The sequence below is a fragment of the Pleionea mediterranea genome (genome assembly GCF_003148745.1).
Classification (GTDB): domain Bacteria; phylum Pseudomonadota; class Gammaproteobacteria; order Enterobacterales; family Kangiellaceae; genus Pleionea; species Pleionea mediterranea.
On record NZ_QGGU01000010.1, the window covers coordinates 21,737 to 44,039 of the forward strand.

Below are 22,303 nucleotides of genomic sequence, written 5' to 3' on the forward strand. Positions count from 1 at the left end.
ATATAAAAACACCACTTTATCAAACAATAAAGTGGTGTCATTTTTATTTTTGAAATATTTTTATAATTAAAGAATAAATTAAGTCTGCAATATCTGAGTCAAACTGAATTATAATACTAAACCTGAATTACCTGACACAAAATCAACTACCTGTTTTCACCAACCCTGTAAAAGCTTTGCTCAATCCCTGATGCAGATCCTCAATAATGTCGTCTACGTGTTCCAGACCCACTGATAGTCGAACCAGTGTATCACTGATACCTGCAGCCCTTCTGTCTTCAGGCTCGTATGGAGAGTGTGTCATTGAAGCAGGATGCTGAATTAACGTTTCAGCATCTCCCAGACTAACGGCAATTTTGCACATTTTTAATTGGTCCATAAATTGGACGGCATTATCAAAATCGCCATCAATTTCAAACGCCATTACACCACCACCGGCTTTCATTTGATGACCAATTAATCGGTGTCCGTCATGAGATGGCAAGCCAGGGAAATAAACCGTTTTAATTGATGGATGTTGCTCTAAATATTCGGCAACCTTTTGGGCATTCTGACAATGCCGCTCAACACGAATATGCAGCGTTTTTAATCCACGTATAATCAACCAGGCATCATGAGGGCTGATCACAGCGCCCATATCTTTTAAGGTGGTTAATTTAATTTCTTCAATCATTTCCTGATCGCCACACACAATACCGGCAATCACATCGCCATGGCCATTAAGGTATTTGGTGGCACTGTGAATGATTAAGTCAATGCCATGCTCGACCGGACGCTGCAATACTGGCGACATAAATGTATTATCGATAACCGACTTAATGCCTTTCTCTTTTGCAACTCGTGCAATCATATCCAGATCAACACAAACCAGATTAGGATTAATGGGCGTTTCTGCGTATAACATTTTAGTGTTATCTTTTATGGCACTGCGTACCGCCATTTCATTGGTGATATCAACAAAGGTGACATCAATTCCAAGCTGCCGACATTTGTGATCAAGCAACGCATAGGAGCAGCCGTATAAAGCATTCGACGCCACAATATGATCGCCGGCATTAACGATTGCAAATATAGTGGCCGAAACCGCGCCCATCCCGGAGCCTAACGCGGCAGCGTCATCAGTACCTTCAAGACTTGCCATACGTTGTTCGAGTTCACGTACCGTTGGATTACCCAGTCGACCATAAATATAGCCTTGCTCGTCACCACTGAATCGTGCGCCGCCTTGATGGGTAGAATCAAATACGTAAGTAGAGGTTTGATAAATGGGCGTACTCAGAGCGCCAAACTGCTTGTCTTTCACTTTACCGGCGTGAATAGTGTTGGTTTCAATATGGTTCGACTTCATGGTTCACCTCAAATCATCGTTCAAACAGCAGGCGTTAATGATCCAGATTCAGCTCTGTGGTCGATTTATACTCTTTCAACACCAGGCTGGTATGAACTCTGGCTAACCCCTGCATAGGAATTAGTTTTTTCGATATGAATGCTTCAAGGCCCTGGGTATTTTCCAGTACTACTTTCAGTAGATAGTCGTACTCGCCGGTTACATTATGGCATTCCAGTACTTCTGGCATGGCAACAATGGTGTCAAGAATCGAGACAATTTGCTGATGCTGATGCAGTGAAAGCGTCAACTGAATAAAACCCAGTGTATCGTGTCCGGTTTTGTGTCGGTTCAAAACAGCAACAAACCGATCGATCAATCCCTGCTTCTCCAGTCGCTTAAGCCGCGTTAATGTCGCTGGCGGCGATAAGTGCACCCGTTCTGCCAATTCCACGTTGCTGATCCGCCCCTGCTGTTGCAAAACCTTTAAAATAGCAATATCAGAAGCATCCAAATCTATCTTAGAATTTATCATCTCACGGCCTAAAACTTAATATAAATCACTGGTAAAGCAATAATAGCGAATATTATTAAGATAAAGAAGAAAAAGGCAAAATTATAATTGCATAAAAGACTTGTCTGAGGCTTTTTGCCGAATATTGTTTTGTCAGCTACTCCGGCTATAAATATCAAATCGAAATAATATCTCGAATTTTTTACAATTCATCATCATATTGATGGGTTTTTATGCTCCGATTTAACTGATTAGGTTATAATATAATTATATTTTATGACTCTCAGAGCCCAGCTCGTACAACTTTGGAAGCTGTTACCGCACGGATGATGAATCAACACTCCCCTAACGCAATTGATAATGCAATTGTTTCCCTTAAAAGCAGTTATTATCTGATCGAGTATCTGGGTAGTTTCACGCTTGAGCCGTTATCACAACTGAATAAGCAAATAGCGGAATTATGCATTGCCACCAATGTAAAGGGTACATTAGTGGATGTTTCCAAGGCCATCGGTGAGCTCACAGTGCTCGATCGTTACACTTTGGCTAAAAATATGAGTGAGATTTGGCCAAGGGATCTTCGTTTGGCTGTGGTGGTTAATAAATCGCAAACCATAGAAGCCAATGGATTAGTCTGGGAGAGAATGGTGAAAAGTCGTAACTATCCTGTGCGAGTATGTTTTGATCAATTATCTGCTCGGCAATGGCTTATATCAGCGGCAAAATAATTCACTTCAAACCGTAACCGAAATCAAAAATTAGATTGCTGTTAACAGCAATAAGCCAACAATATTAACTTAACTCAGTTTAGTTTCACAAAGCGGCTTGAATAACAGTAAACTCGTTATTCAAGCCGCTTAACATTTATTGAGTGCCGCCTACGGTCAACTCATCAACTTTAAGGGTTGGCTGACCAACCCCCACAGGAAGGCTTTGTCCTTCTTTACCACAAATACCTACACCGGGATCAAGTTTAAGATCATTGCCAACCATGGATACTTTTTTCATAACTTCTGGACCGTTACCAATCAGGGTTGCCCCTTTCACTGGTGCTGTTATAACACCGTCTTCGATCAGGTATGCCTCACTGGTGGAAAACACAAATTTTCCAGAAGTGATATCCACTTGTCCACCGCCAAAGTTAGGGGCGTAAATACCTTTTTTAACCGATTTGATAATATCGGACGGTTGATCCTTTCCAGCCAGCATATAGGTGTTGGTCATGCGTGGCATTGGTAAGTGAGCGTAGGATTCACGCCGTCCATTGCCAGTTGACTGCTGCCCCATAAAACGAGCATTTCGTTTGTCTTGCATATAACCTCGCAACACGCCATCTTCAATCAGTGTTGTGTGCTGGGTTGGTGTTCCTTCATCATCGATGGATAGCGATCCGCGACTTTTACTAATGGTGCCATCGTCCACGACAGTTACAAGTGGTGACGCTACTCGTTCACCCACTCGTCCAGAAAATGCTGAAGATCCTTTACGGTTGAAATCCCCTTCCAGGCCATGGCCGACCGCTTCATGCAATAACACGCCTGGCCATCCGGCACCTAACACAACAGGCATTACACCTGCAGGCGCATCAATGGCTTCAAGGTTTACCAAAGCTTGCCGTACGGCTTCTTTCGCGTACCCGGTCAGATCATCGGTAACAAAAGAAGTAAAATCATAACGGCCACCACCGCCTGCACTGCCCCGTTCCCGGCGTCCATTTTGTTCGGCGATCACCGACACACTCACTCGTACAAGCGGTCGAATATCGGCTGCCAATGTACCATCGGAAGCGACTACCAGCACCTGCTCGTAAACGCCAGATAAAGAAGCCATCACCTGTTTAACGCGGGGATCTTCTGCTCGAGCGGTTTCATCAAGTTGCTTTAATAATGAAATTTTTTGCTCTTCATTGATCGAAATTAACGGATCCGTATCATCGTACAATGAAGTAACAACCGGAGAATTCCAGGCATTAACCCGGGCAATGGAACCGCTTTGCGCGATACTTTTTGCAGCACCGGATGCACGTTCCAGAGCAGGCAACATAATTTCTTCTGAATAAGCAAATCCGGTTTTCTCACCAGCTAATGCCCGAACACCTACACCACGATCGGCGTTATAACTGGCCTCTTTTACAATGCCATCTTCAAGCCCCCAGGATTCATGGCGTATGCTCTGGAAGTAAAGCTCGGCATTATCCACCTTATGCCCCAACATTGACTCCAGTATTTTAACCAGTTGCTGATCGTCCAGGCCCGCTGGTTGATAAAAGTGTCGCTTAACCTGTTCCAGTTGATGTGTCATATAAAACCTAGTTAACGCTTGTATCAAGCGATGTCATTAAAATTACAATACACGATGCTGCTGCACGGGCATTTTTTGCACTAATCTTGTTCGTTCATCTAAATCTAACTCAAGTGTTAAAACACCCGGTTGTTGCTGCAATTCTCCCACGATACGCCCCCAAGGATCTACCACCATTGAGTGTCCCCATGTTTTGCGTCCGTTGGCATGCTCACCCGCTTGAGCAGCCGCAATCACAAAGCTTTGGTTTTCAATGGCTCTGGCACGTAGCAGGACTTCCCAATGAGCAGCCCCTGTGGGCACGGTAAATGCCGAAGGAACAAAAATAAGTGATACATCCTGATTAGCGTAATGCCGATAAAGCTCCGCAAAACGTAAGTCATAACAAATGGATAATCCGGCCTTACCCCAAGGTGTTTCTACAACAGCAGGATTTTTACCCGGCAAAGTGCCAGCAGATTCACAGTAACGGGAATGCTTATCATCCACTTCGACATCAAACATATGAATTTTATCGTAGTGCCCAACAGCCTCCCCTTCAGTGTTATATATCAGACACCGCGCAAAAGGTCGCTGTTCGTCATTTGATTGTACAGGAATACTGCCACCAACTATCCAGACGCCATACTTTTTTGCCAACCGAGAAAGCATGGTTTGAATTGGTTGTTCGTGATCGTCGCCTTTATCCTTTAAAGGTGATTGCTCGAATCGTTCCTGATGCTGCAATTTATCCCGGTCTTTGAGACCCATAAATGGAAAATATTCTGGTAAAACAATTATATCCGCATTTTCATTAGCAGCCTGCTCAATAAATTGCTCTGCGTCTTGCAAATTATTATTAAGGTCATCGCTGCTACACATTTGAATAAGTGAAACATTGACTGAGCGTGGCATAGTTAGCTCCTGATTAATGATTTCTGATTAACGCTAGCATTAAAGAAGTCGGCGATTTAACTTGTAACTAAGCAGCTTTCAATGTTATTGGCGAATGTGTTGTCTTGGTCTTTTCATTATCAGCATCCTCGTTGCTTTTATGGTTGAGACTATCACTTTCAATAGTTTGCTTTTCATTTTCGTTGGTTTCTTGCTTAGCTTCGTGTTCTTTAGCTTCTTCTTTTGCCGCTTTTTCTTTGGCTTTTTCTTTGGCTTTTTCTTTTTCAATAGCTTCGGGCGTTAAATCATCCAAACTGGGATTGTCTTTTTGCTGAACCTTTTGGATCGCTTTTAACTGGTCATCGGTTAACTCAACTTCTCGGGTTGACTTATTCAACTCTATAACCTGAGGTTCTTGCCAGGAGCCCACCAGTCGATAATCAATATTTGAAATAACATCTATTGCTGGCTCAAACACTTTACTCAATAACCAGACCAGAACACCAGTGGTTGGCTCAACAGCCCAGCCAGCAATAACCGGCAAACTGGAAGTCAGTTTAGGAGTTACCTGTGCGTATTGATCCAATGTTTCCTGCCCTAAGTCCACCATACCCGATATTTTAACTTCAGCGGCATTGCCATCGATGGCAAACTGTTCAGTAATAATTCGACCATCGCGAATACCAAACTGTCCATTGATTGAATCGTAGAAAAAGCCATCTTTGTATATGTCACTAAAATCAAGAGTGAGTCGACGTAACAGAGACTGTAAACTGAACAAAGAAAAAATACGGGCTTTGGCGTCTGAAACTTCCTCAAGATACCCTTTACTCAGAGACATGGTTAAACCACCTCCCAAGTTGGCAACATTAAAGTCAGAAACGCTGCCCGGCCAAGTCAGTTTTATATCACCCGCCGCTCGACTTTCTTTTATCCCTACCTTAAATCCCCAGTTTCGTAACAAAGCTCCTAAGGCAGGACTGTGATACTGAACCCTTAGCTCAGAAGCATTATCAGATTTATTCCATGTATAAAGAAGTGGTGCACTTAGCTGATTATCTTTTTCAATTCGGCCAGTAATTTGCGCATCATCTTTATGAGGATTTGTATTCAAAGAGACCTTGCCTAAGTCATAACCATAGATAGAGCACTGCTTACAAATAATTTTCAATTCAGGAAGAGTTGTTAAATCTAATGATGATTCCAACTCATTTTTTAATGGTTTGCTTGTACTTTCATGCTTTGCATCTGAACCAGAGTTAGTTTTAACATCACCCACTTGTTGTAAGTCACTTGATGTTACTTCCTTGTTATTTACTTTATCTTTATTTAAATCACTTTCATTGTTAGAAGGCTCACTATTATCCGCACTTAATTTCTCCAGAAGTTCACGTGACAAACTCAGCTTATCAAACACAAGTTCAACTTCGCCCTGTTCCAATAAATTAACCTGACCATTTACATCATCGGAAGTAAAGTCAAGCTGATAACCGCCCGCTTTTGCTTCAATCATTTTTGCGGTTACGTTATTGACCGGAATACCCCAGGCAGACAACTGTTCTATTTCAAAATTTATGATCAACGGCAATGCTTCACTACTGCTCACACTGTTATTTGAACTATTCTCATTAGAAAAGGACGCAGTAAAGTCAGTTACACTGTCGAGCCAGTCAGCAAGATTAGCTTGCTTTAAGCTAACACTAATTGATAAATGATCTTGAATAAGCTCAACTGCAGTATTTTTTTCATTTAACGAGAGTGTCCCCTGTGATAAATAATATTGACCACTGTCCTGGTTATATTGCAAGTTGGCAATTAAATCCTGTCCCACATTAAACCTTATATTTTGCTGCTCACCAGTTTGATCAACCGTTACATTTACCAACATTTCCTGATCCGATGGTTTACCTAATGGCTGTGGTAAACTTAACTCTGTACCAACCAGGTTACTGGTAATAGAAATTCCAGTATTACCGGCAGTGCATTTTTCAAGACAAAACCAACTACTCAACTTAATATCAGCGTCACCTGATACGTCGAGTTTGTTATTAGGTAATAACCAGTTTAAAACCTCTTTGGTGTTAACTTTACCATTGGATTTTAATGTCAGTCGCTGACTGCCATCGTAATCTTCCGTATCAATGGTAATGGATTGCTTTTCTCCAAAAAGATCTGCCGATAAATTGTTTGACCATACTTTTTTCTCATTAAACTGAACCGAGCCTGTAACTTTTTCGGGTGTTAAATCAAGCGAAGGCAAATAAACATCGTTATCGTTTAAAGACACTTTCCCGTCGACTTTAATATCACCATCGCCTTCTAAAGGAATACGAAGTTGTGTTGACGCATTTAACGTGCCTGCTGGCTGAATATCATTTAACAGATCGCCAAGTATTTGCTTAAGCATGGATTCATTAATCAGTTTTCTGGCACTTTTATGATCCGTGGTTGCTTCAATATCAAGATCAAGCCAGGGTATTTTTGCAGAGAAATCACTGATGAGCGCGGTTGCTTTACTAACATTAATACTCCAAAGCTTTCCTTTAGTAGCTTCTATAAACATGCCATTTTGGTCAAAAAACATTGTGACATTAAGCTGTTCAAGCTTTGGGAAGTCAGGTTGATACTTATAATCCAGGTTTTCAACAAAACCTAATATATCGAATGTGGTTGCAGGGTGCTCTAAGATATCGCCTTCTAACACTGTTTGGAAATTAAAGCGCGCCAGCCTTAAATCGCCGCCCATTACAGACTCATTAAGATAACTGATTAGCGAGTCATCCATAATACCCACCGGCATCAGATGCTTTTTATTGCCCAGGTCTGTTTGGCTTAACTCTGCCTGCAAGCTTAATTCGGCGGATTGATTATCAGGAAAGTAAAGGTTACCTCTAGCCAGAATATTGGCGTGTTTTAAGGTTAAGTCCAGTGCATCAAATGTTAGATAACTGCCACCATCAAATATAATAAAGTCGCCCTGTAAAGACATTGCTTGTGTCTCTACAGGCCCGGAAAACAAGTCACCGTAATCAATTTGTCCGACACCAGCACTCAATTGGTAGCGAACATTATTATCGTTAATAAAAAGTTTTCCAGAAAGCACCGGTAATTCCGGCGTAATAGAAGTTCGACTTAACTTGGCTTCCGGCACATTCATATAGCCCGAAATTACATCCCACTTATCATTTTTCTTTTCAACGGTCAGTAATAAATCTTTAATTTTAACCTGAGGGTTTGCTTCTAAAAACCAGTCCTGTAACTCGGGCTCTATCATCATTAATGCCCAGATATTATTCAGTTTTCCCGGTTCAACGTTTTGATACTTTAGTTTTACCTGAGTGCTTTTATCCTTTTTAACAGTAACCGTCAAACCAGCCAGATCGATGTCGCCAGAGCTTTCCGAAACCGCTTTAAATCTTTTTAATTGAAATTCACTGTTTACTTTTGAATGACGCTTCCAAACTAACAATGTAGAAATATCTGGGTAAAAAAACGATCGTTCTTTAATAGAAAAGTCGACAGCATTTACAGATATATCAGCCACAACTTGCTGCCAACCTTTATAGTTCCAGCTTGCCCAAATTTCACCGCTTAGTGTGCCCTGCTTTATGCGCCCTGCAACCAGAGATTCAAACAAAGGGAGGTCAGGCAGCTCAACACTGACACCTTGCAAATAACTCTCAATATACGAGTTAGGCAAACGTGGATCGCCGTAAATTTCCGTAACGATATTAAGCGCGCCACCACCTTGCTGTAAAATTTGGCCGGTTAATTGATGCACATCATCGTAATTATTAATAACCAACTGGTTAATTTTTAATTCCGGGTAAGATTTTTGTTGGTTATAAAAATTAAAACCTATATCCGATAAGACCACATCGTTTTGCCCTAAAAGGGTTTCCACTAAAAAGTCGGTACTTGAATAAACAGCTGTCGACTCTGAGCTTGAAGTTTTACTCACTGACTGACTCAGTGAGTCCAGATCGATTTCAATTTGACTGTTGATTAATTTAATTTCATCGGTGACAAAACGTAAATGCCATAAAGAACGCCATAAGTTTATGGTGATCATTAACTCTTCCATGGCAACTGGTGTACTGCTGTTATCCAGCGATTTAACTTCTATATCCGTCAACTGCAAGCTGGGACCCTGATTTTTCCAATCTCCCTTAATGCTGCCAAATGTCACTTGAGCATTCAGCTTGTCAGACACCAATGCTTCAATGTCATCATGATAGAGATGGATAAAAGGGAGAAAAGCGCGAGCCAGACTGACCACAACCGCCAAAAGAATAATCACGGCGGCCAGAGATAACCAGAGACGGGCTAATAGTTTGGCCAGTGTTTTCTTAATAGCCATCAAAAATAACCAACTTACATAAGAACAACATCAAACTGTTCCTGTGCATACAAGGTTTCTACCTGAAAGCGAATCGGGATTTTAATAAAGGATTCCAGTTCAGCAACACTGCTGGCTTCTTCATCCAGCAAGCAGTCCACCACATCCTGTGATGCTAACACTAATAACTTTTGCGCTTCATAGGCCCGTGCTGCGCGGGTAATTTCACGGAAAATTTCATAACAGACTGTCTGCGCTGTTTTGATGGAGCCACGCCCATAACAGGTAGGGCAAATTTCGCAGAGCACTCGTTCAAGACTTTCCCGTGTTCGCTTGCGCGTCATTTCAACAAGCCCCAGTGTTGAAACCTCGGTTATGTGCGTTTTGGCATGATCGTGTTCCAGTGCTTTTTCAAGGGTTCGTAAAACCTGTCGCTTATGCTCTTCTTCCTTCATATCAATAAAATCGATAATGATAATGCCACCGAGATTTCTTAACCGAAGTTGTCTGGCAAGTGCAGACGCAGCCTCAAGATTGGTTCTGAAAATTGTTTCTTCTAAATTTCGATGACCCACAAAAGCCCCGGTATTCACATCGATAGTGGTCATGGCTTCGGTTTGATCAATAATTAAAGAGCCACCCGACTTCAGTGGAACCTGACGATGCAATGCTTTTTGTATTTCATCTTCTACGTTGTAGACATCGAATAACGGTCGGCCACCCTGATACACTTCCAACCGGGGTTCCAGTTCAGGGACAAATTCGCTCACAAATTGTTTTGTTTTTTCATACATGGACTCACTGTCGATACGAATTTTTTCGACTTTACTGGCAACCATGTCTCTTACAATGCGTAACTCAATACTCAAGTCTTCATAGATTAACGCCGGACAACGAGCGGTTTTAATTCGGGTTTGAATGCGATCCCATAGTTTCTTTAAAAAAGTCACATCACGTCTTAACTCATTTTCGCCGGCCCCTTCTGCTGCAGTACGAATGATGTAACCTTCTTCAGACTGTTCTTTTTCATTTAAAATATCGCGCAGACGATTTCGTTCCTGCTCATCTTCAATACGTTGCGATACACCCACGTGTGAATTCTCCGGCATCAAAACCAGATAACGACTGGGGACGGTAGTATGGGTGGTTAGCCGTGCGCCTTTGCTGCCCAGCTCATCTTTGATCACCTGAACAATAATTTCCTGACCTTCGTGCAACAGGCGGTTAATATCGTCACTGCCATCATCACTGTCCGATTGCTGATGATCGACTATTTCTGAGGCGTGTAAAAAGGCGCTGCGCTCCAGACCAATATCGACAAAAGCCGCCTGCATACCCGGCAATACCCGTTTCACTTTTCCTTTATAAATATTACCCACTAAACCACGGCTCTGACTGCGTTCAATCAACAGCTCCTGAACCATGCCGTTCTCAACCACCGCTACACGTGTTTCTTGCGGGGTAACATTGATAAGAATCTCTTCACTCATAACGTTTGAATTCAATCCGTTAATTATTGGGGTGACTGTGAGCCGTCTTTAACCGGATCACATTCATTAATTTTGTTCAGGCCGTAGGACGGTTTAACCAGAAGTGCACGGAAAACTCCGTCAGCAGCTCACTGGTTTCGTACAATGGTAAACCCATCACACCCGAAAAACTGCCTGTGATGTTGTCGATAAAGCTGGCCGCAAGCCCCTGAATGCCATAACACCCTGCTTTATCGAGACCTTCTCCGGTTGACCAGTAATTATGCATGTCTGCCTCTGTCAGGGTTCGAAAATGAACGTCCGTTACGCTCGAGCGATAACCAAACCGATCCTGATACAACAGGCCAACACCGGAAACAACCTGATGACTTCTGCCCGATAACAGCGCCAACATGTCTAAACCATCAGCACGAGTCTGAGGCTTGCCTAATATTTTTTGATCCACAACCACCGCTGTATCCGAAGCCATCACAGGATAGTTTCGGCCGTAGTTAGGGCTGCTCCAAATGGCCGAAGCCTTGGCTTTGGTCACTCGCTCAACATACTGCTGTGGTAATTCGCCGTTATGTACCGACTCATCAATATCAGCAGGTTGCACATCAAACTCAACCCCTATTTGCTCTAACAGTTGACGCCTTCTAGGGGACTGCGAGGCCAGACAGACTTTATTAAAGCTTAGTGGAGTCATGCTTAATTCACCCTGAATTGGCGACGTATATCTCGTAACAAAATGAATATCCAGGTCCAGATAGCACCACTGATCAACATGGGGATCCAGTAACTGAACTGCTTTTCTACGGTTACCGTCAGACTTTTAAGAATTAACGCCAGTAACATATAGATACCAATTAACATGGCGATCACCAGCGATTGCTTCCAACGTGGAAATAATCGAACACGTTGATACAACACCAATGCAAAATATGTCATCACCGACAGACTCAGGGCATGCAACCCAAGCACCGAGCCTTGCAAAGCGTCAACAAACAAACCAACAACCCAGGCCGTCATAATGCCAACCCGTTGCGGTAATGCCACAACCCAGTAAAGCAGCGTCATAGCCACCCACTCAGGCCAGTAGGGCAGTAAAAAAGCTGGCAGAGGTAAAATATCAAGCAGCATGGCCACGGCAAATGACAGCACTATCACCCAGTAATTATTTCGAATGCCCGGATTCATAGACCACCCCCGCCATTATTATCGGATGTTTGCTGAGAGGCGTTTTGCGAATGACTTTCTTGAGATCGGCTTTGCTCGCTCAACTCAGCGGGTTCTTCGGTGGTTAAATCGAGCTCTTGATCGGGCCATATTAATATCACCTGCCCGGTTCTCGCCAAATGCGCTTCGGTGGCTGCGGTAACTTTTGCGTAGGGCGCCCCCGGATCACGGGTGACATCAGTAACAGTGGCCACCGGGTAACCGTCAGGAAAACGCTCGCCAATTCCGGAGCTCAGTAATAAATCACCCACTTCGATATCGGCGGTATTACGAACGTACTGTAATGTAACATTGTCTAACTGACCGTCTCCCAGTGCCACACTGCGTTCGCCACTGCGCTCAACCCGTACCGGAATGGCGTGGCGCGGATCCGTTATCAACAAAACCCGACTGGTCAGCATGGATACTTGAGACACCTGTCCCATTACACCGTAGGCATCGAGAACCGCTTGCCCCAGAAACACACCATGATTGGTGCCTTTATTCAATAAAATTTCATGCACAAAGGGATCGCGGGCCACATTAATGATTTCAGCTACCAATCGGCGCCCTTCCACTTTTTGCTCGGTTCCTAATAGATTTCGGAGTTGCGCATTTTCCGCTTTAAGTGACACCAGCTTTTGCAACTGGGTTCTAAGAATAAACACTTCATCTTTTAATGACTGATTTTCTTCAAATAATTCATCCCGGGAGCGAATACGATCACCGCTCCAGAACGCCAGCTCTCCCGGCAAATCAGCAATATAAACCAGTGGTGTTAAAAACGTTGATAAGAAGTTTCTGAGGGTATTTAAGTGCTGACCTTTATGATCGGCAAACATAAACATAGCCGACAGCACCACAGCAATAAGCAGTCGTGTAAGATGGGACGATTGATTGACAAAAATCGGCTTGATAACGGCTCTCCACCCATAAGTTAAGACTTAGCTTATGTAATTAAGCTAAGTCTTTGATTATAGATAGAAATTAGTAAGATGACTAGTCGTGCGAGAAAAGATCGCCACCGTGTGTTTCGATGGTTTCCAAAACCTTTCCGCCACCTCGTGCCACACAGGTCAGTGGATCTTCAGCAATAATAACCGGTAATCCGGTTTCTTCCATAAACAGACGATCAATATCACGGATAAGTGCACCACCACCGGTCAATACCAATCCTCGCTCAGAAATATCGGCAGCCAGCTCTGGCGGCGATTGTTCCAGCACAGAGCGAACGGCACGAATAATACCCGCAAGTGGATCCTGCAGCGCTTCCAACACTTCATTACTGTTGATGGTAAAGCTACGGGGCACCCCTTCAGCAAGATTGCGACCACGAACATCAATTTCCATCACATCGGTGCTTGGGTAGGCAGTGCCGATTTCATGCTTGATGCGTTCAGCAGTGCTTTCACCAATAATGGTGCCGTAGTTGCGTCTTACGTATTCAATAATGGCTTCGTCAAATCGATCACCACCAATTCGAACCGATTCGGACTGCACCACTCCATTAAGACTCAAGATAGCGATTTCGGTGGTTCCACCGCCAATATCCACCACCATGGAGCCGCGAGCTTCACCCACCGGCATTCCGGAGCCAACGGCTGCCGCCATAGGTTCTTCAATCAGATACACTTCTCTGGCGCCCGCACCATAAGCGGACTCACGGATAGCTCGGCGCTCTACCTGTGTTGATCCACAGGGCACACAAACCAGTACACGGGGACTCGGACGCATAAAAAAGCTGCTGTCGTGAACTTTACGTATAAATTCCTGCAACATTTTTTCAGTGACTTCAAAGTCGGCGATTACGCCATCTTTCATGGGTCGAATGGCTTCAATATTACCTGGCGTACGGCCCAACATCATTTTTGCTTCCTGACCAACGGCAGCAATCGACTTGTTGCCATTTCTTTCACGCCGTATAGCAACAACAGAAGGTTCGTTTAAGACTATGCCGTTTTGAGGAACATAAATCAGGGTGTTGGCGGTTCCTAAATCGATGGATAGATCGGTAGAAAATAGCCCGCGTATTTTATTTAACATCGTTCTTATTAAGTCCAGTTAGGTGTTAATTCGGGTTGCCGTTGCTTGTTTGGCACGCAATCTTTGACCTGATTAAGTGGATTCGGTTCCACTTGTAGGATGAGCCAAAACCAAGTATTGATACAGCTTAGCGCGCTAATGTAACAAGCTGCCCCTACTGCTGCAAGCGGTAGATGACAATTATACAGCCAAAGCATGAAGTGCTTAGATTATTGGCTTGAATCAACCTAAAGTAAAGGCTATACGCGGCTATTCTGGAATAATTTCTGAGCCAATCACTGCAGAAGCTAATTTTTGGGATACACTTAACATTAATCTAATGAGGATAATATTTAATTGAGTTACTATTTTGCGCTGCCGATCAGAGTGACTGATCTTCAACTTTTATAAGACAACTTATAACGACGTATGAACAAAACCATTTTTGAACTGAGCCGAAAGAACCGTGAGCTGGAGCAACGACTTTTTCGCGAACAGGATAAAAAAAGCAGTGATCAGTTCAAACAGCTTACGTCACAGGAGTTGCTGGGTGTACTGCAACAAATATTTCGCGATACGATTAAGGCGCCTGATCTCGATGCATCTCCTCTCGCTCATTACGAAATCGTATCAGCCATCTATAAGCGCCTTACCAACGATAAAAATTACCATATACCGGGCCCGATAAAATCAAGCTTACATCTGACCGAACTCACCTTTCAGTACCTGCACGGTATTACCGAAGAACACGATGACATCAAACGTCTGCTGCAATTATTGGCTCTGAGCTGGTCACAACTGGCGGTTCATTCGCCAGAATACCTTCAGGTTAAACAACATCCGGCAAAACTGGTGTTATCAAAATTGTTAATGCTCGGCGAATGCTGGGATCAACGCAGTGGGTCACTGGCTAAAAAATTACTGGATGGGATTCGACTGGTATTAAGTCAGTTAAACCAGAAAGGCGCTAACCCTCGGCTGTATGAGCAAGCCTGTAATCGGATTATGTCGCTTGAAAGTGCATTCAATGAATACCGGACCAAACGACTTAAAAGTATTGTCGAAGAAAAACGAAAACTGGAACGGGAAGCGAAAGCGGATCTATTTGTCACCAATTACATACGGGAAAAAACTCAGGGCGAAGAGTTCCCAGTTTTATTACTGGAGTTTATGGAGAACTACCTGAGCCCTTATTTAAAAAACATTTTTATGGAAACCGGCCCCGTGGGTCAAAAGTGGCATCGTGCCATAGACGACTGCGAAACTTTGATCTGGAGTATAATGGCGCCCTTTACCCCTTCATTTGTCGAAGAGTATCAGGAAAAAGTACCGCCCTCATTAAAACGACTTTACGAACAAATTGATGAGTTGTTTCACGGTTCAGAAGGTTTGCAGGATTTTTTCTACGAACTGGAAGGCATTCATATTAAAAAGCTAAACGGTGAACGAGCTGATTTTCATTCATTGATCACCAGTCCATTGTTTGAAGATTTCGAAACGAATGAATCAAATCCATCTGAGAATGATTACTCTAAAGAGCTGGATGAATTACTGGTGGATGACGATTGGTACTACCTGATTCAAAAAGGTAAACGGTTTCGCTGTCAGTTAGTGCCTCGAGAATACACCGGTAAATGGCTGGTGTTTGTGAATTTGTCTGGCGCACAAATTGCCGACTTTGATACCACCTCTGCAAGTTTTCACCCCAGTCAGTTGCCGCTGGTAAATATTGAGACGCACAATTATTGGGATGAAATGACCGAGTACCTTGAGCGAATTATGAGCCGTCGCGTCAGTGTATTAAATGAGCAACTGCAACGAGTTGAGAAAGAACAAGCAGCCGATAAGGCACGTAAACAGGCTGCAGAAGATGAAGCCCGCCGCATTATTCGAGAAAAAATAGAAGAAGAGCTGAACAAACAACAGGCAAAAAAACGCAAACTGGAAGAAGATCGCGCCAAGGCCATAGCCAAAGCAAAACAGGAAGAAGCGTTGCTCGAACAGCGCCGCTTAAAAGCGCAAAAACTGGTGGACAGTTTGATGCCAGGCGCTATTGTCAGCTATTCACCTGACGGCCAACAAGAACAACAGTTAACCTTAAGCATTATCTCCACCACCACCAATAAATACATTTTCACGGATCAACGCAGCCAGCGCGCACTCGATCCAAAAGAAACCCAACTGATCGACTTATTTGCCGCCAACCGCATGACGTTACTGGAACAGGGAAAAGAATTCGAAGACACGTTGCAATCATTGGTTGCCGGTCAACGCGAAGCTTTAAAAGATCATTGATATTGACTCCCCACCAAAGCTACATTGTCGTTATAATAGCCACCCTATTGACAATGCATATAATTTTTTACAACAAATAATAACGTCAGGTTGATTGAATGAGTGATTTATCTGGAAAGACGGCTTTAATAACCGGTGTATCAACCGCTGACAGCCTTGCTTGGGGAATTGTTGAAAAATTTCACACCGAAGGCTGCCAAATAATTTTATCCTATCAGGGAGCCAGTCATCTTCGCCGCATTAAAAAGTTATGCCGTGAATATAACATCACTCCTGATGCAATTTACGCTTGCGACTTTGGTAATGAGCAACAGGTCAAGCAACTGTTTGAAGACATTGCTGCGCAAAATATTTCACTCGATATTTTTATACATAGCATGGCATACGCAGACGCAAAAACCATGCAGGGCGCATTTAGTGATTGCACAAAGCATGACTTTGCACAATGCATGGAAATCAGCGTATTCAGTTTGATCAATGCCTGTCATTACTTAAAACCATTAATGCCAAATGGCGGCTCAATACAAACCCTTACCTATAACGGTGCGCAAAAAGTATTACCCAATTACCATATTATGGGCGTTGCCAAAGCAGCGCTTGAATCAAGCGTACGTTATCTGGCGAGTGAATTAGGCCCGGATAAAATCAGAGTTAACGCCATTTCCGCAGGCCCAATTGAAACTGTTGCAGCAGCAAGCATTCCAAGTTTTCAGCAAAAAATGCAGTCCACCGAAGGACGCATACCCACCCGTAAAAATACCACCAAAGAAGATGTTGCCGCCATGTCCAGTTTTTTAGCCAGCAATCACAGTCAAAACATTACTGGTAGTATTTATTATGTCGATGGCGGGCTGCATACTCTGGGCTGGTAGTTTTTCCGATCAGTTACTGTAGAAGAATGGTTCTTTACTGATTGTTTCGTAGACGTTGATATCAAGTAAAATGATAAGCCAAAGCAACTACATATCACTGGCCAATCGATTTTATTTAAAAACAAAATAAATGCGGTGACTGGTTAACCAGAGAGGATAGTCCACATCCATATAGTACCCTGCAAAATTATCACGTTGCTCGCCGAGCAACGAAAAACTGTCCGCAATCATGCTATCCAGTGGATCAACTTTAAGCTTTAGTGATAACAGACGTTCTTCCGGACTAATCAACTTAATTTCTGGTGAATCACTAAAACGTTCACTCCATAAGTCTTCCGGTCGATGCCCCTGCTCATGCATCTTAATACTCGATGGATAGCAGCCACCTTGCACACTGCTGGATAAATCCAGTTCTTTTTCAATAAAAGTCATTAATAGAAGTCGCTTGGCAGGACTTCGTTGCATCTCCCCCTGACAGACAATTTTATAATTATCGAACAAAGGATTGGCCTGTGTTTTAACATTTAGATGAGCCAGTGTGATATCAAACTTTTGACGATCAAATTGGTGTAAAGTGTGATTATAAATTAACGCATTTTTTAAATTACCTACACCGGCATAACAATTTTCTACGCCCGGTGTTGAATATTCGGTCAATAGGTATTCACCGCTTTGCTGATTATTAAACGAGTTCCTGTTTTGCTGGCTTAATGACAAAGGGGCGTTAATTTCTATTTCAGTAAAATTGCCGTCAAAACTTTGCACAAAGGGTCGAGCCGAAGTCGACAGTTCAACGCCAAGTTTGCAGGCAACTATCATTTCATCAAGCTGTTGCTTATCTTTTCGGTTCTGCCGAATAAAGTGAATACCAATATACGAGTCGACCGACTCACCAGTTATTTCTTTATTCGCATCATAAGCTGATTTTTTTAAGGTGCGATTATACGACTGTAAAGACAAGGTTTCTTTTGACTGATACTTAACCAAAAATCGCTTTAGTTCAGCCTGACTGGAGGCGTACTTCAGGATCAACTCTTCGTATTGTTCGATCATGCGATCAAACTCAGGCAATACATCCGAAGGCTCAAGCAAATGCTTAAATTGTTCACTGACCTGCTGCAAAGCACTGCTACCAGGCAAAGTAACAATCACATCCACACCATCATTGGTTTTGGTCAGTGCCTGTACCAATCGCTGACAGGTCGATTTATTAACACCACTCCACCGAGCCAGCCCTGCGATAGAGCATGCCGAGCGAGGTAAGGTATCAAACAGTTCTCGTAAGACCTTTTTAAAATGCTCGCCAGCTCGTCGAATTTGCGCAACTTCTGAATCATTTAACAACATAGGCCCCTCAATACTCACCATATTCCAAAATATGATTGCTGGTCGGAGCATCTATAACTCGGCTTAAAAATCATACAGTTACAACAATCTGACCAAAACAGTGTGAATATTAACACCTGTTTAATAACAAATTAAGCTTTAGTCGGTTGCATTTTAGAATCTGCTGAAATAGCATCCAAAACGCATCTGAGATACATTTTACAATAAATCTAATAAAGTCAGGCAGTCTTATAAGTTCAGATGCCCTATCAAACATTGATAATTATAAGCACTCCAGAAGAGTGTTCCCGAACGAGGAGATAATAATGAAACTAACCAAATTAGCTGTGGCAATGAGTGTTGCCAGCATGCCGCTTCTGCATGCCGGTGAGCTTAAAACGGCAGCCAATCCTAACAACGTTATTCAGGACCAATACATCGTTGTTTTTAAAGATCAGTCTTTGTTGAAAAACAGTGGACCAGTTGCACTGGGTAAATCTAGCAATGCAGCCAATATGAAGTCTCTGGTTAACAATGCGGTAGATTCACTTAGTAAATCAATGAACGTACAAGCCTCGCGCAAGTTTTCTGCGGCGATTCGCGGTGCGGTATTTACCATGGACAGCAAAACAGCCAACAAAATGGCCAAGCATCCAATGGTAGATTTTATAGAGCCAGACGAAACAGTATCGCTACATGCAACACAAACCAACCCAACCTGGGGCCTGGATCGAGTCGATCAACGCAGTGGCTCTTTGGATAATCAGTATGTGTATGACACCAGTGCGTCAAATGTAAGTGTTTACGTTATCGATACCGGCGTAAGCAACCACTCCGACTTTGGTGGTCGAGTTTATAATGGTTACGATTTTATCGACAATGATAACAACTCTAGTGACTGTCAGGGACATGGAACACATGTTGCCGGTACCGTAGGCAGTGCCACTTATGGTGTTGCTAAAAGCGCGAAGATTTTTGGTGTTCGAGTACTCAACTGTCAGGGTTCTGGCTCCAACTCTGGAATTATTTCCGGCATGGACTGGGTGGCCCAAAACCACACCAAGCCAGCGGTTGCTAATATGAGTCTTGGTGGTGGTGCCTCTTCAGCGGTTGATAATGCCACCAACAATCTGGTTGCTGCAGGCGTAGTAACTGTGGTTGCTGCCGGAAACGACAACAGCAACGCCTGTAATTACTCTCCAGCCCGTGCCAGTAACGCAATCACGGTTGCGTCAACTGCCAATGGAGACTCACGATCATCCTTCTCTAACTACGGATCCTGTATCGACATTTTTGCACCGGGTTCCAGCATTCGCTCAACCTCAATCAACGGCGGTTCAACAACCCTTAGCGGTACATCAATGGCCAGCCCGCATGTGGCCGGTGTTGCAGCCCTTTACATGGCAAACAACCCAAGTGCTTCTGCCAGTCAGGTGACTCAGGCACTATTGGATAATGCCACACCCAATGCCATCAGCAATGTTAATGGTTCACCAAACCTGATGGTCTACTCACGCTTTGGCGGAACCAACCCACCACCACCGCCTCCTCCTGGTGACGATACACTGGAAAATGGTGTGCCTGTTAGTGGCTTAAGTGCCTCCAGAGGCAATGACATTATGTTCACCATGGATGTTCCCTCAGGCGCCAGCAATATTAACTTCCAGATCAGTGGTGGCAGTGGTGATGCTGATTTATACGTGAAGTTTGGCTCGGCACCTACAGACAGCAGTTACGATTGCCGACCTTATCGTAATGGCAACAGTGAAAGCTGCACAGGATCTCAAACCGGTGGCACCTACTATGTACGCTTAAAAGCATACTCATCATTCTCTAATGTCACATTAACCGGCAGTTATGATGAGCCAAACAATCCTCCACCCGGTAACGATCCTATTGATGTTTCTGCTACCAATGTATCGGTGACTCAGGGCAGCTGGACACGCTACTACTATGATTTACCTGCAGGTTACTCAAATCTGACGGTATCTATTTCAGGTGGAAGTGGTGATGCCGATCTATATGTACGACACGGTGCACAATCAACACTGTCTCAGTACGATTGCCGCCCTTATCGTTATGGCAATAATGAAACCTGTACCTTTAGTTCGCCACAGGATGGACGCTGGTATCTGGATCTCTATGGATATAACTCTGCGTCAGGCATTACGCTAAGATTACAGGCAGACTAAATTGAAAAAGTAAAAAAGGTAGTTCTTATATTTGGGGAAGCTTTGCTTCCCCTTTTTTATACCTCTAAAATAATTAACACGCTCTAAAGTGAATTAAACCGGCACCTCAAGATCTTCACAGATTGCCAGCGCAGCTTTACGGCCATCAGCAATGGCGGTTACTACTAAATCAGCGCCACGCACCATATCACCACCAGCATAAACACCTTTTTCACTGGTTCGAAACCCACGTTGTTCTTGCGCCACAACTTTACCACCATCGTCCAACTCAACGGACGTTTGTAACCAGTCTGGCGGACTGGGGCGAAAGCCATAGGCGACAATAACCGCATCACACGCCAGTTCAACCGATTGCTGTGTTTTAAGATTGTCGCATACTAATCCTTTAACTTCGGATGTTTTTATATCTGATGCTTTTGTATCTGTAGCTTTTGAACCGGATGACTCCAGCACAACCGAAGTAGCCTGCAAATGCCAGACAAACTCAACGCCTTCTTCCTGAGCGTGTTGAAATTCTTTTCTTGATCCGGGCATGGCCTGTTCATCCTTTCGATAAACACACATGACTTTTTTAGCCCCCTGACGAATTGCCGTTCTAACACAATCCATGGCGGTATCACCACCGCCCAGCACCGCCACCGTTTTATCTTTTAAATCAAGATAAGGCCTGTCTGCCATTTTATAGTTACGCAGATGATTGGTGTTGCCAATCAAGTAATCCAGCGCTTTATAAACGCCCGGTGTTTGTCCTTCATTTAATCCGCCGTCCACCGTTTTGTAGGCACCCAGTCCTAGAAAGACAGCGTCATAATCGCTTTTCAGAGATTCATAACTGATATCTGTGCCAATATTGGTATTCAGTTGAAACTCAATCCCCATCGACTCAAACACTTCCCGTCGCTGGATCATCACTTCTTTTTCCAGCTTAAATTCGGGTATGCCAAAGGTCAGTAAACCGCCAATTTCCGGGTAACGATCAAATACCGTCACCGATACACCATTGCGGCAAAGCACATCGGCACAGGCCAGCCCTGCCGGTCCGGCACCGATGACGGCAACCTTATAGGGTTGTGCTTTTACCTTGGAAACATCCGGACGCCAGCCATGAGCAAACGCATTATCGGTAATAAATTTTTCTACCTGCCCGATGGTGACAGCACCAAAATCATTATTTAACGTGCAGGCTTGTTCACAGAGCCTATCTTGTGGGCAAACGCGACCACAAACCTCGGGCAAACTGTTGGTTTGATGAGACAACTCTGCCGCTTCAACGTACTTGCCCTGAGCGGCCAGCTCCAGCCAGTCCGGGATATAATTGTGTACCGGACACTTCCATTGGCAGTAGGGATTACCACAATCAATGCATCGGCTTGACTGCTCTTTAATGCCCGGTTGCTTAAAGCTTCGGTAGATTTCAGCAAATTCATGTTTACGCACTTCAACAACCTGTTTTTCAGGCTCTTCACGCTTTACATCAATAAACTCGAATAGCGGTCGATGGTCACCCATAATTATTTGCCTCCGTTGAATAAGGTATTTGCGTCAACGGCTCTTC

The 22,303-nt window shown here is 43.6% G+C and carries 16 protein-coding genes; 4 read left to right on the forward strand and 12 right to left on the reverse strand.

What is annotated here, in order from left to right; translation table 11 throughout:
• Nucleotides 1–142: 142 nt before the first annotated feature.
• A complete protein-coding gene (gene megL / locus C8D97_RS13635) occupies nt 143–1,348 on the reverse strand; it encodes a methionine gamma-lyase (RefSeq protein ID WP_109764350.1) in 1,206 nt (401 codons plus the stop codon).
• A gap of 34 nt (nt 1,349–1,382) precedes the next feature.
• On the reverse strand, nt 1,383–1,862 hold the full coding sequence (locus tag C8D97_RS13640) for an Lrp/AsnC family transcriptional regulator (RefSeq protein ID WP_109764351.1): 480 nt from the start codon (nt 1,860–1,862) through the stop codon (nt 1,383–1,385).
• A gap of 305 nt (nt 1,863–2,167) precedes the next feature.
• On the opposite strand from C8D97_RS13640, the gene C8D97_RS13645 reads away from it, so the two are divergent.
• The gene (locus C8D97_RS13645; RefSeq protein ID WP_109764352.1) at nt 2,168–2,569 is read left to right on the forward strand and encodes a hypothetical protein; all 402 of its coding nucleotides are present in this window, start codon (nt 2,168–2,170) and stop codon (nt 2,567–2,569) included.
• 136 nt (nt 2,570–2,705) lie between these two features.
• On the opposite strand, the gene tldD is transcribed toward C8D97_RS13645, so the two are convergent.
• The 8 genes from tldD to C8D97_RS13685 all read right to left on the reverse strand — a co-directional run bounded on the left by tldD (nt 2,706) and on the right by C8D97_RS13685 (nt 14,084).
• Entirely contained in the window at nt 2,706–4,142 is a 1,437-nt protein-coding gene (gene tldD, locus C8D97_RS13650; protein ID WP_109764353.1) for a metalloprotease TldD, read from the reverse strand.
• Nucleotides 4,143–4,184: 42 nt separating this feature from the next.
• Entirely contained in the window at nt 4,185–5,036 is an 852-nt protein-coding gene (locus tag C8D97_RS13655) for a carbon-nitrogen hydrolase family protein (RefSeq protein WP_109764354.1), read from the reverse strand.
• Nucleotides 5,037–5,103: 67 nt separating this feature from the next.
• On the reverse strand, nt 5,104–9,375 hold the full coding sequence (locus C8D97_RS13660) for a YhdP family protein (protein ID WP_109764355.1): 4,272 nt from the start codon (nt 9,373–9,375) through the stop codon (nt 5,104–5,106).
• Between the two features lie 14 nt (nt 9,376–9,389).
• On the reverse strand, nt 9,390–10,844 hold the full coding sequence (gene rng, locus C8D97_RS13665; protein ID WP_109764356.1) for a ribonuclease G: 1,455 nt from the start codon (nt 10,842–10,844) through the stop codon (nt 9,390–9,392).
• A 76-nt stretch (nt 10,845–10,920) separates the two neighbouring features.
• Nucleotides 10,921–11,532, reverse strand: coding sequence for a Maf family protein (locus C8D97_RS13670; RefSeq protein ID WP_109764357.1), 612 nt, complete (start codon nt 11,530–11,532; stop codon nt 10,921–10,923).
• A gap of 2 nt (nt 11,533–11,534) precedes the next feature.
• On the reverse strand, nt 11,535–12,023 hold the full coding sequence (gene mreD / locus C8D97_RS13675; RefSeq protein WP_109764358.1) for a rod shape-determining protein MreD: 489 nt from the start codon (nt 12,021–12,023) through the stop codon (nt 11,535–11,537).
• Nucleotides 12,020–12,958, reverse strand: a complete 939-nt coding sequence (gene mreC / locus C8D97_RS13680) for a rod shape-determining protein MreC (RefSeq protein WP_210204959.1) — start codon at nt 12,956–12,958, stop codon at nt 12,020–12,022. The genes mreD and mreC overlap by 4 nt, the downstream gene beginning before the upstream one ends.
• 82 nt (nt 12,959–13,040) lie before the next feature.
• The gene (locus C8D97_RS13685; RefSeq protein WP_109764360.1) at nt 13,041–14,084 is read right to left on the reverse strand and encodes a rod shape-determining protein; all 1,044 of its coding nucleotides are present in this window, start codon (nt 14,082–14,084) and stop codon (nt 13,041–13,043) included.
• A gap of 408 nt (nt 14,085–14,492) precedes the next feature.
• Here C8D97_RS13685 and C8D97_RS13690 point away from each other — a divergent pair, with 408 nt between their 5' ends.
• The gene (locus C8D97_RS13690) at nt 14,493–16,358 is read left to right on the forward strand and encodes a DUF1631 family protein (protein ID WP_109764361.1); all 1,866 of its coding nucleotides are present in this window, start codon (nt 14,493–14,495) and stop codon (nt 16,356–16,358) included.
• A 98-nt stretch (nt 16,359–16,456) separates the two neighbouring features.
• The gene (locus C8D97_RS13695; RefSeq protein WP_109764362.1) at nt 16,457–17,230 is read left to right on the forward strand and encodes an enoyl-ACP reductase FabI; all 774 of its coding nucleotides are present in this window, start codon (nt 16,457–16,459) and stop codon (nt 17,228–17,230) included.
• Nucleotides 17,231–17,341: 111 nt separating this feature from the next.
• Here C8D97_RS13695 and C8D97_RS13700 read toward each other — a convergent pair whose 3' ends face one another.
• Nucleotides 17,342–18,577 carry a hypothetical protein gene (locus C8D97_RS13700; RefSeq protein WP_146196154.1) on the reverse strand — a complete coding sequence of 412 codons (1,236 nt, stop codon included), beginning with the start codon at nt 18,575–18,577 and terminating at the stop codon, nt 17,342–17,344.
• 305 nt (nt 18,578–18,882) lie between these two features.
• Between C8D97_RS13700 and C8D97_RS13705 the strand changes: the two genes are divergently transcribed.
• A complete protein-coding gene (locus C8D97_RS13705; RefSeq protein ID WP_210204951.1) occupies nt 18,883–20,748 on the forward strand; it encodes a S8 family serine peptidase in 1,866 nt (621 codons plus the stop codon).
• Between the two features lie 93 nt (nt 20,749–20,841).
• On the opposite strand, the gene C8D97_RS13710 is transcribed toward C8D97_RS13705, so the two are convergent.
• Nucleotides 20,842–22,257: a glutamate synthase subunit beta gene (locus tag C8D97_RS13710; protein WP_109764364.1), complete on the reverse strand. Its 1,416-nt coding sequence runs from the start codon at nt 22,255–22,257 to the stop codon at nt 20,842–20,844.
• Nucleotides 22,258–22,303: the final 46 nt, after the last annotated feature.